This is a genomic window from Paenibacillus sp. FSL R7-0331, from assembly GCF_000758645.1.
GTDB lineage: Bacteria > Bacillota > Bacilli > Paenibacillales > Paenibacillaceae > Paenibacillus_AQ > Paenibacillus_AQ camerounensis.
This window is the reverse complement of sequence record NZ_CP009284.1, coordinates 5,131,193-5,145,178: the sequence shown is the minus strand read 5'-3', so window position 1 is coordinate 5,145,178 and position 13,986 is coordinate 5,131,193. Positions and strand designations below refer to the sequence as shown.

Genomic DNA, 13,986 nt, shown 5'->3' with positions numbered 1-13,986 from the left:
CTTTCATTACCAATACAAGTATTCTACTGTGTATCAGGACGATAATGATTCTCATTATCTGGCCTAATCCTATTGTTAGGGGAGTAAGGGATGACATCATTAGCAAAAGGTAAGCTAAATACGCCCTACATTGTGGATGCTGTAGCAACAGATCAGGAGGATATCCGCAAATTTCTGTTTACGCTGGGCTGTTATCCCGGTGAGAAAATCATGATTATTTCCAAGCTCGGCTCCAACTACATCATCAGTATCAAAGATGCCAGATACAGCATAGATTCGGATTTGGCAAACTCGATTATTATAGCGGACCGGATGGAAGCTTCGGCTAAAAAGCTGGGCAGATTCTAATAGATTGACGGGGGCGGGGCGATTATGAAAATTGCATTAGCTGGTAATCCCAATAGCGGGAAGACCACCTTGTTTAACGCAATTACAGGGAAGATTGAACAGGTCGGGAACTGGGCCGGCGTCACAGTAGAGAAAAAGGAAGCGCGTGTGAAGGCGAATCTTAACCCAAGGAATGAAAATCTGATTGTGGCGGATTTGCCCGGTGCGTATTCCATGTCGCCGTATACCAGTGAAGAATCCATTACGAAGGATTTTGTCCAGAATGAACATCCCGATGTCATTATCAACATTGTGGACTCTACTAATCTAAGCAGAGGCTTGTATTTCACTACCCAGCTATTGGAGCTGGGCATACCTGTCATTGTTGCACTGAACAAATGTGATCTGCTTGAGAAAAAAGGAAACACCATCGATATTACAGCCTTGAGCGATGCGCTGAAGTGTCCGGTTATATCTACTGTATCCACAAAATCCTCCAACAACGGCCTGCCCGAGCTGATCGAAGCTGTAGTAACGGCCGGTAAATCCGGTAAGAAGCAGCTTGCTCCGGCCCTTGGCAGAGCCCGGAAGATCTCTACCAAGGATGAATATGAACGGAATGATAAGAAGCGTTATGCATTTGTAAATGAAGTGGTTGCAGAAGTAGAGAGAAGGAAGGTCAGCTCGGATAAGCAGACGGTACAAGATAGGGTGGACCGGGTGGTTGCGCACAAATGGCTGGGCATTCCGATTTTTGCAGTCATCGTCTATGTTATCTTTTCGATTTCCCAGAGCTGGGTCGGTCCTTGGATTGCCGATACCTTTGTCGGCTGGATTGATCTGCTGTACGCACAGGTGTCAACCCTGCTCGGTGACAATGTGAACCCGGTGCTGGGTACCTTGCTGCTGGACGGGATTATCGGCGGCGTGGGTGCTGTAATCGGATTTTTGCCGCTGATTATGGTCTTGTTCTTCTGTATGGCTTTGCTGGAAGACTGCGGCTATATGGCCCGTGTAGCGGTTATTATGGACAGGTTCTTCAAATTGGTCGGTTTGTCCGGCAGATCGATTATCCCGATGATTGTCGGAACCGGCTGCGGAATACCGGGTGTCATGGCTACAAGAACAATCAAAGTAGAAAGACAAAGACGCACCACGGCTATGCTGACCACCTTTATGCCGTGCGGAGCTAAGCTCCCTATCATTGCCCTGTTTGCCGGCGTTTTCTTCGGTGATAACAGCTGGGTAGGAACCTCCATGTATTTCCTTGGTATCTTCATAATCATTATCGGAGCACTGATTGTCAGACGGATCACCGGTGACTATTCCAGATCCTTCTTCATTATGGAGCTGCCTGAATACAGATTCCCGAGCCTCAAGCGTGCAGCAATATCGATGCTGACGAGAGCTAAGGCGTTTATTATTAAAGCAGGGACCATTATTCTAATCTGTAACGCAGTCGTGCAAATTCTGCAGACCTTTGACTGGCATTTCCGTGTGGTTGCCGAGGGGGCGCCGGATAGCAGTATTCTGGCAAGCCTGGCATCGCCGGTTGCCTTCCTGTTTATCCCGCTGGGCTTCGGACTGTGGCAGTTTGCGGCAGCGGCAATAACGGGCTTCATCGCCAAAGAGAACGTTGTCGGAACCCTGGCGGTCTGCTTCGGAATTACCAACTTTATCGATACGGATGAATTGGCGCTTGTCGGAAGCAGTACGGATGTCAGCTCAGTATTCGGTATCGGTGCGGTTGCCGGGCTGTCTTACCTGATATTTAATCTGTTCACACCGCCTTGCTTTGCAGCGATCGGCGCTATGAACTCCGAGCTGGAGTCGCGCAAGTGGCTGTGGGGCGCTATCGGCTTTCAGATGGGCATGGGATATACGGCCGCATTCCTGGTCTATCAGATTGGTACACTGGTAACTGAAGGCACATTAGGTAAGGGATTTGTAGGAGGACTGATTGCTGTGGCGATTATAGTAGGGTATGTTGTGTACCTGATGCGAAAAGGAACCAGAGATGCCCGAATTCACGGCGGATTGCAGTCGGTGAAGCTATGAGTACCGTTGATATTGTTGTCATTGCCGTAATTGCAGCAATCGTCTCGCTGGCAGTCTATAAAATCGTTAGGGATAAGAAGAACGGTGTCAAATGCACCGGGTGCAGCGAATGCAATCTGTGTCCTGCCGACGCCCAGAATACGGTTATGGGCAAGGCTGCCAACAAAAGAAAGAGATAAGCCTTCAGAGCTTGCGCCGGCCGCAGGCTATATATAGGAACAAGCCCGGAAGACCTTGAGCAATCAAGGTCTTTTTGGTATGCAAGCCTACCTCGTAATCTGTCATTATGCCATAAACAACTGCCATTAGATTATGTCTGCCTCCTGTTCAATCATCTACAATGGAATAGATGAAGCTAATACAAGGAGGCATAATCAGACATGATTAATATAGAGCCGTTTATACAAAAGGTACTTCGTACCATTGATGCCCACCGTTCGGGAGAGCACGGCGGATACCGGAGAATGCTGACAGACCGGCCGGATATGGCCGAGCTGTATGGAACAGCGGATACGGCAATTCTGCTGTATACACTCGGGGAGCTGCCGGCCACTGGAAGTGCAGAACGCGCGGGGCTGGCCCGGACGCTGCAAAGTTTCCAGCAGGCGGAGGATGGGCTGTTCCCCGGGGCAGGCCATCACGCTATTCACAGCACGGCGTTTGCCGTCTCGGCGCTGGAGCTGCTGGATGCCAAGCCGCTGCATCCGTTGAAAGCGCTGCACCCGCTGAAGGAGCGCGCCGGCCTGACTGTATTTCTGGACGGTCTGGACTGGAAGCATGAGCCATGGGGCGAGTCAACCAAGGGCGCAGGAGTCTACGCTGCGCTGGTGCTGGCTGAGGAAACGGATAAAGAGTGGGAGGACTGGTATTTTGACTGGCTCTGGAATGAGGCAGATCCAGCGACGGGGCTGTGGCGGCAAGGAGCAATAACGGGCCGGGGGGAGGAAGCTTCTGTTGACGGAGCGCCGCTGTTCCATCATCTGGCCGGCTCCTTTCATTACCTGTTCAACCAGAATTACCGCAAGCGCAGGCTCCGTTATCCTGAGCAGCTGGCGGATACCTGCCTGAAGCTGTTCCAATCCGGGCAGATTCCGCTGTCAGCGGGTGGTTTCTCTTTTGTGGAGCTGGATGTACTCTATCTCATAGTCAGCGTAATGGGGCAGACCAGCCACAGGGCTGAGGAAGTGCGGGTTATGGTTCAGGCTATCGGCGGACATCTGCTGGAGTATATTGCAGTGTGCGCTGAAGGACCGGCAGATGAGGTGTATGAAGACCTGCATACTTTATGCGGCAGTGTGTGCGCCCTGGCAATTGTGCAATCTGTGCTGCCGGAGCAGGTACAGGCGGATCGAACGCTGAACAAAGTGCTGGACCGGCGTCCTTTTATCTGACAGAGATCCATTACGCCAAGGGAGGGCAATGACGTTGATACAATGGGCATTCGTTACAGGAGCTGACCGGGGAGTCGGACTGAGTCTGGTCAAGGGTTTACTGGAGAAAGGCTATCATGTATTTGCCGGACAATATGCCGGAGCCGAAGCCGGAAGTGAGCTGGAGCTGCTGGAAACGGCTTGTAAAGGCAGTCTAAAGTGCATTACACTGGATATCAGCGATGCGGACAGTGTCCGTAAGGCACTGGAAGCAGTGGCGGCGGTTACCGGCCGGCTGGACATCCTGATCAATAACGGGGCTGTCTTGGGCGACATGCAGGCGACTGTTGAGGACGAGCTGGATTTTGAGGAGATGGACCGGGTGTTCCGCGTGAATGCACTAGGGGCGCTGCGCATGTCAAACGGATTGATCCAGCCTCTTTTACGGAGTGAACATAAGCTCATCGTGAATATCTCCTCTGAGGCAGGCAGCATCGGCAGCTGCTGGCGGAACGCGTGGTATGCCTATTGCATGTCCAAGGCCGCACTCAATATGCAGTCTCAGCTGATCCACAACCAGATTGCGCCCAAGGGAGGCAAGGTGATGGTTGTTCATCCCGGGCATGTCCAGACCTATATGCAGGGCAAGCTGGATACAGCGGGTAAGCTGACCCCGGACGAATCCGCCGGATGTATCCTGGAGCTTATCGGGAAACGTCTTGATCCGGGATATGCCGGAGAAGGGCTTACGCTGATGGATTATGCGGGGGAAACGCTGCCCTGGTAGAAGCATGAATGAGATAATAATGAATGATAAGAGAATTAAGGACGGGGAGAACTAATGAATCAAGACGAATTATTCATGAAAGAAGCCATTAGACTTTCTCGACTTGCTGTTGAGCATGGTAACGAACCTTTCGGTGCTGTATTGGTTAAAGACAGTGAAATAGTCTATAGTAACGAGAACCAGATTTATTCAGCGGCTGATCCAACGTTTCATGCAGAAGCAGGCTTGCTACGGAACTTCTGTGCAGAAACACACATTACTGATTTACAAGAGTACACGTTATATTCAAGCTGCGAGCCGTGTTTTATGTGCTCTGGTGCGATGGTCTGGACCCGGCTTGGGCGACTCGTTTATGCTGCCAGCGATATCGATCTATGTGAGCTTTTGGATGAGCAGGGAAGTAATGCTTCTAAGATTGTATTTGACAACTCTTACCATAAACCTCAAGTTACAGGCGGCATATTGCGTGAAGAAAGCCTGAAGATATTGTCCAACTATTTCTCTCACAACCAAAAAGGCTGAGTAGTCAAGCCGTGTGTATGTATTTAACGGGAAACGACAGTGTAAGAAGAACAAAGAAACAGCCGGTCAATGTGACCGGCTGTTTCTTTGTTAAGCTAAAGGGTACTTTAATTTGGTTATGATAGTACATGCCGGAGAGCGGATGAACTAATATACCTTTTTTAAGTGTGAATATATGGAATTATGTTGGATTGGATTTAGAATTTAATGCGTTATAATCCTTAATTGGATATTTAATCCAGTCCTATTTTTCTAATACTTCAGTCTTAAAAGTTACAAAAAGGTTACAAAAAGGTTACGGGAATGCAAGGGAATATAGTCCTGGTTTTTGTATGTTTTCAGCTGTCTTTCAGGAAATTTTCAGGTAATTTTCAGTAAAATAGGATGCAGGCGGCTTCCTATTACCAGAAAATGACGGATGCGTAACACGAAAAACTGAGCTATGGTTAGACCCGGCGATTCAAAGCTGCCTGTGCTCACGAAAGTCATAGGCACATTTAAGCGCGAAGCCTATACATATTCCAGAAATAAAAGACAGAAGGAGGGGAGTGCATAACTCGGATTGCCGATTAACAAGGACTGTCCGGCAGCTGGACAGACTGGAATGTGCGGACGGGTCATTAGACAGAGACATCAGGAGGAACGACACAACATGAAAGTATCTTTAAAAGTACATGCGGTTATTGCCGCCGCAGCATTGAGCATATCTATACTCGCACCTCTGCAGATGGCGGGTGCATATACCTCCAGGCCATGGATGGACGCCTCGCGTTCGCCGGAAGACCGTACGAAGCTGCTGCTTCAGCAAATGACCGAGAAGGAAAAGGTTGATTTTGTCACAGGGAATGTGAATAACTATTATGGCTTTTATAACAATCCGCTGGAGCGGCTGGGCATTCCCGCATTAACGATGGCTGACGGCCCGACAGGTGTGCGGATAGCCAACCCTGACATTCAGAACAAGAAATCTACCGCTTTCCCGGCGCCGATCGCGCTTGCTGCAACCTGGGATACCAAGGCCGCAGCTCTTTACGGCGATCTGGTTGGTGAAGAAGCGTTCAATACAACGCATAATGTGCTGCTGGGACCTGGCCTCGACATTGCCCGGCTGCCATGGGGCTCACGTAACTTCGAGTCTCTCGGAGAAGACCCGCTGCTGCAGTCCAAGCTGGGCGTGGCTTATGTTAATGCTGTGCAGAGCCATCCGGTGATGGCAACAGCCAAGCATTACCTGCTTAATAACCAGGAGACAGACCGGTTCACAGTTGATTCTGTAGCCAGCGAACGGGCGATTATGGAGATTTATGCCAAGCCGTTTGCAGCGGCTATCAAGGACGCAGGCCTTGCCTCAGTAATGTGCTCGTTCAATAAAATTAACGGCACTCCCGCTTGTGAAAGCGAATATGCGCTGACCGATATCCTGAGAGACAAGCTGAACTTCGACGGCTTTGTCATGAGCGACTACGGCGCGAATCTCAGCACCGCCAAATCGGCGCTGGCCGGGCTTGATCTTGAGACACCGGGCGAGCCGTATGGCAAGTGGGGAAATCAGCTGCTGACAGCCGTTCAGAACGGAGAGGTCAGTGAGGAGCAGCTCGACCTTATGGCCGGAAGAACGCTGACACAGATGTTCGACAAGGGCCTGTTTGACAGCAAGCCGGTGAATATCCAGATTCCGGCAGAGGAGCACGGTAAGGCCGCGCTGGACATTGCTGAGGACAGTCTGGTGCTGCTACAGAATAAGAATAAGGCGCTGCCGCTGGATGAGGACAAGCTGAAGTCGATTGCTGTCATCGGCCCGGACGCCGACACCTATGCTACCGTCGGGGGAAGCTCTCTGGTTACTCCGACGTACACAGTCACTCCGCTGGATGCCATCCGCGACCGTGCCGGCAGCGGCGTTAAAGTCAGCTATGCACCGGGCACAGATCCGGTTTCGACCGGGGATATCGTTAACGGTCCATCCGCGATCCCATCCTCGGTTCTGACTCCTGCGGGAGACGGGGAAGGCGCCGGTCTTAGCGGGGAGTACTGGCCTAACAACAAAATGGAAGGCGAGCCTACGCTTACCCGGACTGACGGCCAGATCAATCTGAATCTTGGTTTTTATAACTTTGACGGCTTGAACGGCCAATCCTCTAAGCTGCCGCAGACACCGGGCAATCTGAACAGCATGATGTCCGCACGCTGGAATGGTTACTTGACTGCTCCTAAGACAGGCGAGTACAATCTTAGCCTGACCAGTGCCGGTACCGGGAAGCTGTATCTGGACGGTAAGCTGCTGATCGACAGCGACGGAACCACACTGAAGACAGAAAAGGCCGCAGTAACCCTCACCAAGGGCGAACGTCATGAAATCAAAATTGAATATAAAACATACTACAAGGAAGGTGCCTCCACCGACTTCGGCGGTACCGTCCGGCTTGGCTGGGAGCCGCCGGCAGGTGCTGTAGACAGCAAAATGCAGGAAGCCGTTAATCTGGCTCAAAAATCCGATGTTGCTGTTGTAGTTGTCCGCACCTATGAAAGTGAAGGCTATTACGACCGTTCGGATCTCGATCTGCCGAATAACCAGGACCGGCTGATCTCCGAGGTGGCTGCTGCTAATCCAAATACAGTCGTGGTATCCATGAGCGGCAGAGCAATTGAGATGGATGGCTGGCAGAACAAAGTCAAGTCAATCGTCCAGGCCTGGTTCACCGGACAGGAGCAGGGTGACGCCATTGCCAGAGTCCTGTTCGGAGACGTGAATCCGTCCGGCAAGCTGCCGGTTACGTTCCCGGTCAATGAGGACAGTACGCCGGTATCGACTGTTGCGCAATTCCCTGGGGTAAACGGCAAGGGTGAGTACAGCGAAGGCGTTATGGTTGGCTACCGCGGTTACGAGAATTCCGGAATCAAGCCGGCGTTCGCGTTCGGCCACGGCTTGTCTTACACAACCTTCGACTACCGCAATGTTCATGCGAACGTAAGCGGCAAAGATGCTAACCGCAAAATGACGGTATCCCTAAATCTGCGGAATACCGGTAAAGTTACAGGCTCTGAGGTGGTTCAGGTGTATGTCGGACAATTGCCGGCCAAGGTTGAGACTGCACCGAAGCAGCTGGCTGGTTGGGCTAAGGTAGAACTGAAGCCGGGCAAGCAACAGCGCGTTCAAATCGAGCTGGACCCTTCAGTGCTATCCTATTGGGATGAACAAGCGGACAAGTGGGTAATGCCATCCGGTAAGGTGCCGGTTTATGTCGGCAGCGCCTCGGATGATATCCGCCTGAAGACCAGCCTGACGGTTAAATAAATTCATTTCAATAAAAAGATCGAACGATGAAGCAAAGATTTCCGGGCAAGGTAAAGCATAGCTGGCCAAGTATGTGACGGGTAGCATAGCTGTGTAACGGATAATAATGCAGATTCATGGATTGGGCCGGGGGATGAAGCCTCTGGCTTCTTTTTTTCAAAACCTAATTAGCAAAATAATAAGTTTAATTTATAGTGAGAGTGAAGAAAAAATTTCAATAATACTTAGAAATAAAATCATATGATAGTCAAATAGGTGTTATTCTGATTCCCGCGTTTTATATTGTGCCCACTGTCCATCAAATTCGATGTATAAACTATCATCGTCAATTTCATTTTTGTAGATCTTTTTTCCCACCTCTATTGCATCATCAGAATCTGTTTTTTCACCTGTGTAATAGAGAGAATTTTCATCAATATCTAATTCTGATATGAAATAATAATACTTAATTCCGTCTTTGTTTATCCACGCAACTGGATCTGGCTCATTCGGCAATAGATTATTGTTGCTAAAATTATTATTTGAACTACACCCAGTTAATAGTAATGAAAATAATCCAATAGTAGCAATTAATTGTTTGAAGTTTTTTCTCATTTAAACCTCCTCTTTTTTTGCGCCACAAAACCTTAATCTCATGGCGCAAAAAAATTGAATAGATTAGTTAGTATTACTTCCGTACCATATTTTTCTAGCGTTCAATTGTGTCCAGTGATCGCTGTGCCAGGCTGATGTATTGTACATCGTACCATAATTCATAATACAAATTGGCGTTGAGGCCTCGGGATCGTGTGATAAACCATAGTTATGAGAAAGTTCATGCTGTAATGCATGCCAGTTAGATGAAGGAGATGTTTGATCCAAAACAGTACTGTATGCGGCATAGGTTGGTGCAGAAGGATATTCATAAGCAAGTCCTCCAACTACCTTGCCTTCGTGGGTAAAATCTGGTTCAGCAGTAAATCCAACTACAAAATCATAATTATCTGTTGCACTCCCCGTTAAATTAGCTAAAAGTTCACTGGCATTGTTACCAGAGGAAAACCAATAGCGATATGCTGTCACAGTTAAGTCTATACCGAATTGTGCGTTAAATGCATCGTCTGCAGCTTCGACAGCATTGGCCGTCAGTGTCTGCCAGTCGCTATGCTTTGCACGATATTCTTCATCAACTGCAACTAGCACGGTACATAATTTACCGGATGCAGCAAGTTTAGAATTCTCATTGCTAGTTACGTTCTGTTTAATAGTTACGTTATCGATAACATTACCTACTTCGTCATAGACTGTAGCAACTGAGGAACGTTCAACCTTAGGAGTTGTTTGAATCAAAGATTTTGCCTGTACTGATGTGTCTAATGGTGAACCTCCAGATAATTTAACATCATTTTGGTAGAATACTTTTACTTCATCTGCAATTGAAGATGTTATTGGAATATCTTTACTGACCTCACTTGCAAATCCAGAAGTTGACAAAGCCATAGAACACATCAAAAATGCTGCCGCAAGAACCGAGTACTTTTTCTTGATATTCATAATTTCATCCTTTAATGGGATATTTATGTAACGATGAAATACTAGCATATAGAAAGTAGAATGTAAATAAAAGGATATTAAGTGTATATTTTAAACCCATACTCTAGTGAAATATACTTTTTATCAGAAAAAGAGGTCTGCATATGCGCAAACGCAAACGGTTACTGACGATTGCCGCTGCAACAGTCGTACTGGGAGCCTGGGCTGCAGTTAAACTATACGATGACAAGCTGGAACAGACGCCGCAGTTGTCCAAGGTAGAGGTAAATGCCTGGGTGACTACGGGAGATCAGTCCAGCCTGCTTGCTCCGCAGGAGCCGTTATTTTTCCGGGATTCGGCTGATACGGATGACGAAGCGGCACAGCCAGCTGCCGGGCTGCCTATTATCACAGTAAATCCGGACCAGGAATATCAGACCATGGACGGCTTCGGCGCTTCCGTTACCGGCTCATCCGCTTTTCTAATCAATAAACGGATGTCTGGGGATCAGCGGGATGTATTGATGAAGGATTTGTTCTCGCCAGAAGGGATACGCCTGAGCTTTGTCCGCCATTCTGTCGGCGCGTCCGACTTCTCGGTCGATGCAGATGGCAATCCGGCAAGCTATACCTATGATGACACGGAGTCTGGTGAGGATTACGGGCTGGAGCAGTTCTCCATCGCTAAAGACGGGGACGTGACGGGGCTGCTCCAGCGTATTCTGGACGTCAACAGCTCTATTAAGGTGATGGGAACACCCTGGACGGCTCCGCCCTGGATGAAATTCGGAGAGCAGATTCATAACGGCTGGTATTTAAACTATGCAGAGCCGCGTGTATATGCTGCCTATGCGCAGTATTTGGCACGGTATATTAAGGAATATGAGAAGCTGGGTATCCCTATCTATGCACTGACTATACAGAACGAGCCTGAATTCACGACTGCGGATTATCCGAGTATGAGCATGGGTGCGGAAGAGCAGGCACTTTTTATCGGGGATTATCTGGGACCGGAGTTCAGCAAGCAAGGCATTACGTCCAAAATTGTGGCGTTCGATCATAACTGGGACACCGCGGAGAGCTATACACAAACCGTGCTGGGTGATGCAAAAGCGAACGCCTACACCGACGGCACAGCCTATCATTGTTACGCGGGTTCGCCGGAGGTGATGAGCAAGATACACGAAGCCCATCCTGAAAAAGAGATCCATCTAACGGAGTGCAGCGGAGGTGCTTGGAGTGAGGATTTCGGCGAAAACCTGACCTGGATGATGTCGAAGCTGATCATTGGCGGGCCGCGCAACTGGGCCAAGACCGTGCTGCTGTGGAACCTGGCGCTCGATTCTGATGGAGGGCCAACGAACGGAGGCTGCACGAATTGCCGTGGTGTTGTAACTGTAGACGGCCAAGGGGAGTCAGGCTATTCACGGAATGTGGAGTATTATGCCCTGGGACATGCCAGCCGTTTCGTTGACCCCGGAGCGGTCCGTATCGACTCGCCGCAGGCCGGCGGAATCGAAAATGTCGCCTACCGTAATCCGGGCGGCTCGCTTGTGCTGATCGCGCTCAATCCGGCGGATGAGGGCCGGACGTTCAGTGTGCAGTGGGGGGAGAGTGCTTTTACCTTTACTTTAAAGGCGCGTTCGGCGGTGACTTTCAAGTGGCAGCCATAGGACGAACATAAAAAGAGACGGGATATCCCGTCTCTTGGCGTATAGTCAGGTACTCTAATGTGAAACAGGCTGCGCTGCGCCGGTAAGAAGCTTTTTCCGCTGCTCCAGCCACTGGGATACCAGAATGCCGCCTACCACCAGCATCGCCCCGATGTATCCTTGCATGGTCAGACGCTCACCGGCAAACATAAACGCGATTACTGCGGCGAAGATCGGCTCCAGTGCATACATTAAGCCAAGCTGTACAGGCGGGATATATTTCAAGGACACTGACTGGGCGATAAAGCAGAAGGCACTGCAGACCAGGCTAAGCGCCAGTATCGAAGTCCATCCGCTGAAGGTTCCGGGAAGAACCGGTGACTCGAAGAGTAAGGAGAAGATCAGGGCAAACACCGCGGTGAAGCCCAGGGACACAATGCCGACGTTTATGGAATCGGTCTTTTTGACTGCCGCGCCGGAGATCAGGATGAATAATGCATTGCTGATCCCGCTGGAAATACAGAGAATGTCGCCAGGATGCATCTGCAGCTTGCTGTTCAGGGTCAGCATTCCAATGCCGGTCATTGCAATCAGAGCACCGGCGATGTGGCTCAGCGCAAGCTTTTTACGGAAAAGAAAGACGCTTAATATAGGTACAAAAACAACGGTAAGCCCTACGAGAAATCCGGCGTTTGAGGTGCTTGTTGTTTTGAGGCCAAATAGAATAGATACGCACACCCAGAGCAATATGGCTCCGAGCACTGCACCATACCCGATTGTAGTTTTATCCATTTTGCGCAGCCGCTTCCAGAACACCAGTCCGGTCACCAGAAAAGCGATCCCAAAGCGCAGTGCAAGCAGATTGAATTCTTCCATGGAATCCAGGCCCATTTTCATAAACAGATAGGAGGAGCCCCAGCCCAGAGTAATGAGCAAAACGAGAAGATTGGCCTTATACTTGTTCAACTTAACACGCTTCCTTTTTATATAGTAGATAGGGAATTTCAGTGTGCAGGAATGCGCATGACCCATTTTCCTCAATCAGTATACTCCAGCGTGACCCAAGACACAACGCCTGCCCGCAAACCGTGTATATTCAAATTTATAATCTTCTCTTTTTTAAACTTTTCAAAATTTGATTTCAGTCCTCCTTTTGACCCCGGTGCCCGTTATAGAATGAGGGTGCTGATAGATAAACAAGATCATTTGGAGGGCGAAGAGAGATGAATATTTCAGATATAAAGATTGCCAAGGATACTTACTGGGTAGGAAAAATCGACAACCGCGAGGTGCCGTTCCACCGGCTGATTCTGGCGAAGGGCACGACCTACAATTCCTATTTGCTGAAAACCGGCAAGCCGACGGTTATTGATACCGTGGATATGGAGTTTGGCCGTGAATATGCCGACCGGATGGCGGAGCTGATTGATCCGCTGGATATTGCCTACATCGTAATCAATCATACCGAGCCGGATCACTCCGGCGGGCTGGCTGCGCTGGCTATGCGGGCGACTAACGCTACTATCGTATGCACAGAGATCGCGGTGCCGGAAATTCAGGAAATGTACAAGCTGCACAGCCGTAATTATCTGGTGGTACGGGACGGGGATACGCTGGATATCGGCGGCAAAACGCTGCTGTTCAAGGAGACCCCTTACCTGCATACCGCTGAAACGATGATTACTTATTGTATAGAGGATAAAATATTGTACCCGTGCGACATTTTCAGCACCCATGTTGCTGTGGAGAAGCTGTTCAGCGATGAAGCCGGTTTTGATATCACTGAGGATTTCAAAGGTTACTACAGCGCCATTATCCATCCGCACAGAAGATATGTAAGAACGCTGATGGAAGCCGTGAAGGATCTGGAAATTGAGATGATCGCCCCTTCGCACGGGTTCCTGATCCGCGAGGATGTCCGCAAGTATATTGACCTGTATGCTGAGCTGAGCCGGGAAACGACCCAGGGGAAAAAAGCGGCAATCGTCTACACCACCATCAAGAACAATACGAAGAAAATGGCCGGCATTCTGCAGGCTACGCTGCAGGAGAACGGAATCGAAGCAACGGTATGGGATGCGGATAAAAGCGATATGGCTGCGATTCTTGATAGCATCGACGCGGCGGACGCTGTCTTCATCGGCAGCTCGACCCGTTACGCCGATATGATCGGCAATCTGGAGCCGCTGCTCAAGGAGCTGCAGCTTATGAATCTGGAAGGTAAGCTGGCAGCGGCCTTCGGCTCCTACGGCTGGAGCGGTGAAGCGATCGAGGTTATCCAGGATTACTTGAACGGAACCAATATGACCGTACAAAGCACGTCGGACGTAATCAAGTCCACCGGCATGACGCATGTGGAATTCCCGATACGCGTCCGTTTCTCTCCGAAAGAGGCCGAGAAGACGCAGAAGATCAAGAATGCCGCTGAATTCGTCTCCGACCTGCTGCTGAGCGCAATTTAAG

The 13,986-nt window shown here is 49.6% G+C and carries 12 protein-coding genes; 9 read left to right on the top strand and 3 right to left on the bottom strand.

Going from position 1 to position 13,986, the window contains the following annotated elements; all coding sequences use genetic code 11:
* The first annotated feature begins 90 nt into the window (after nucleotides 1-90).
* From R70331_RS22175 to R70331_RS22145, 7 genes are all read left to right on the top strand, one after another.
* Nucleotides 91-348 (top strand): FeoA family protein, encoded by a 258-nt coding sequence (locus R70331_RS22175; RefSeq protein WP_042179175.1) that lies wholly within the window; start codon nucleotides 91-93, stop codon nucleotides 346-348.
* A gap of 24 nt (nucleotides 349-372) precedes the next feature.
* On the top strand, nucleotides 373-2,385 hold the full coding sequence (gene feoB, locus R70331_RS22170) for a ferrous iron transporter B (RefSeq protein ID WP_042179172.1): 2,013 nt from the start codon (nucleotides 373-375) through the stop codon (nucleotides 2,383-2,385).
* Complete coding sequence (locus R70331_RS22165) at nucleotides 2,382-2,564, top strand: FeoB-associated Cys-rich membrane protein (RefSeq protein WP_042179170.1); 183 nt, start codon at nucleotides 2,382-2,384, stop codon at nucleotides 2,562-2,564. The genes feoB and R70331_RS22165 overlap by 4 nt, the downstream gene beginning before the upstream one ends.
* 201 nt (nucleotides 2,565-2,765) lie before the next feature.
* Complete coding sequence (locus R70331_RS22160) at nucleotides 2,766-3,776, top strand: hypothetical protein (RefSeq protein WP_042179167.1); 1,011 nt, start codon at nucleotides 2,766-2,768, stop codon at nucleotides 3,774-3,776.
* A gap of 28 nt (nucleotides 3,777-3,804) precedes the next feature.
* Nucleotides 3,805-4,542, top strand: coding sequence for an SDR family oxidoreductase (locus tag R70331_RS22155; protein ID WP_042179165.1), 738 nt, complete (start codon nucleotides 3,805-3,807; stop codon nucleotides 4,540-4,542).
* A gap of 54 nt (nucleotides 4,543-4,596) precedes the next feature.
* The gene (locus R70331_RS22150) at nucleotides 4,597-5,064 is read left to right on the top strand and encodes a nucleoside deaminase (RefSeq protein ID WP_042179163.1); all 468 of its coding nucleotides are present in this window, start codon (nucleotides 4,597-4,599) and stop codon (nucleotides 5,062-5,064) included.
* Between the two features lie 652 nt (nucleotides 5,065-5,716).
* Nucleotides 5,717-8,359, top strand: coding sequence for a beta-glucosidase (locus R70331_RS22145; protein ID WP_042179161.1), 2,643 nt, complete (start codon nucleotides 5,717-5,719; stop codon nucleotides 8,357-8,359).
* 258 nt (nucleotides 8,360-8,617) lie between these two features.
* On the opposite strand, the gene R70331_RS22140 is transcribed toward R70331_RS22145, so the two are convergent.
* Both R70331_RS22140 and R70331_RS22135 read right to left on the bottom strand, forming a co-directional pair.
* Nucleotides 8,618-8,953 carry a hypothetical protein gene (locus R70331_RS22140; RefSeq protein WP_042179159.1) on the bottom strand — a complete coding sequence of 112 codons (336 nt, stop codon included), beginning with the start codon at nucleotides 8,951-8,953 and terminating at the stop codon, nucleotides 8,618-8,620.
* 63 nt (nucleotides 8,954-9,016) lie between these two features.
* Nucleotides 9,017-9,892, bottom strand: coding sequence for a M12 family metallo-peptidase (locus R70331_RS22135; protein WP_052419166.1), 876 nt, complete (start codon nucleotides 9,890-9,892; stop codon nucleotides 9,017-9,019).
* Between the two features lie 143 nt (nucleotides 9,893-10,035).
* Here R70331_RS22135 and R70331_RS22130 point away from each other — a divergent pair, with 143 nt between their 5' ends.
* Entirely contained in the window at nucleotides 10,036-11,544 is a 1,509-nt protein-coding gene (locus tag R70331_RS22130) for a glycoside hydrolase family 30 protein (protein WP_042179157.1), read from the top strand.
* A gap of 54 nt (nucleotides 11,545-11,598) precedes the next feature.
* Here R70331_RS22130 and R70331_RS22125 read toward each other — a convergent pair whose 3' ends face one another.
* The gene (locus tag R70331_RS22125; RefSeq protein ID WP_042179154.1) at nucleotides 11,599-12,489 is read right to left on the bottom strand and encodes a DMT family transporter; all 891 of its coding nucleotides are present in this window, start codon (nucleotides 12,487-12,489) and stop codon (nucleotides 11,599-11,601) included.
* 257 nt (nucleotides 12,490-12,746) lie between these two features.
* Between R70331_RS22125 and R70331_RS22120 the strand changes: the two genes are divergently transcribed.
* On the top strand, nucleotides 12,747-13,985 hold the full coding sequence (locus tag R70331_RS22120; protein WP_042179151.1) for an FprA family A-type flavoprotein: 1,239 nt from the start codon (nucleotides 12,747-12,749) through the stop codon (nucleotides 13,983-13,985).
* Nucleotide 13,986: the final 1 nt, after the last annotated feature.

What these genes read in the sequence shown, in the direction of transcription:
- feoB (WP_042179172.1), top strand. Translation starts at nt 373, where the DNA reads ATGAAAATTGCATTAGCTGGTAATCCCAATAGCGGGAAGACCACCTTG.
- R70331_RS22120 (WP_042179151.1), top strand. Translation starts at nt 12,747, where the DNA reads ATGAATATTTCAGATATAAAGATTGCCAAGGATACTTACTGGGTAGGA.
- R70331_RS22135 (WP_052419166.1), bottom strand. Translation starts at nt 9,892, where the DNA reads ATGAATATCAAGAAAAAGTACTCGGTTCTTGCGGCAGCATTTTTGATG.
- R70331_RS22155 (WP_042179165.1), top strand. Translation starts at nt 3,805, where the DNA reads ATGACGTTGATACAATGGGCATTCGTTACAGGAGCTGACCGGGGAGTC.
- R70331_RS22150 (WP_042179163.1), top strand. Translation starts at nt 4,597, where the DNA reads ATGAATCAAGACGAATTATTCATGAAAGAAGCCATTAGACTTTCTCGA.
- R70331_RS22145 (WP_042179161.1), top strand. Translation starts at nt 5,717, where the DNA reads ATGAAAGTATCTTTAAAAGTACATGCGGTTATTGCCGCCGCAGCATTG.
- R70331_RS22140 (WP_042179159.1), bottom strand. Translation starts at nt 8,953, where the DNA reads ATGAGAAAAAACTTCAAACAATTAATTGCTACTATTGGATTATTTTCA.
- R70331_RS22160 (WP_042179167.1), top strand. Translation starts at nt 2,766, where the DNA reads ATGATTAATATAGAGCCGTTTATACAAAAGGTACTTCGTACCATTGAT.
- R70331_RS22130 (WP_042179157.1), top strand. Translation starts at nt 10,036, where the DNA reads ATGCGCAAACGCAAACGGTTACTGACGATTGCCGCTGCAACAGTCGTA.
- R70331_RS22175 (WP_042179175.1), top strand. Translation starts at nt 91, where the DNA reads ATGACATCATTAGCAAAAGGTAAGCTAAATACGCCCTACATTGTGGAT.
- R70331_RS22165 (WP_042179170.1), top strand. Translation starts at nt 2,382, where the DNA reads ATGAGTACCGTTGATATTGTTGTCATTGCCGTAATTGCAGCAATCGTC.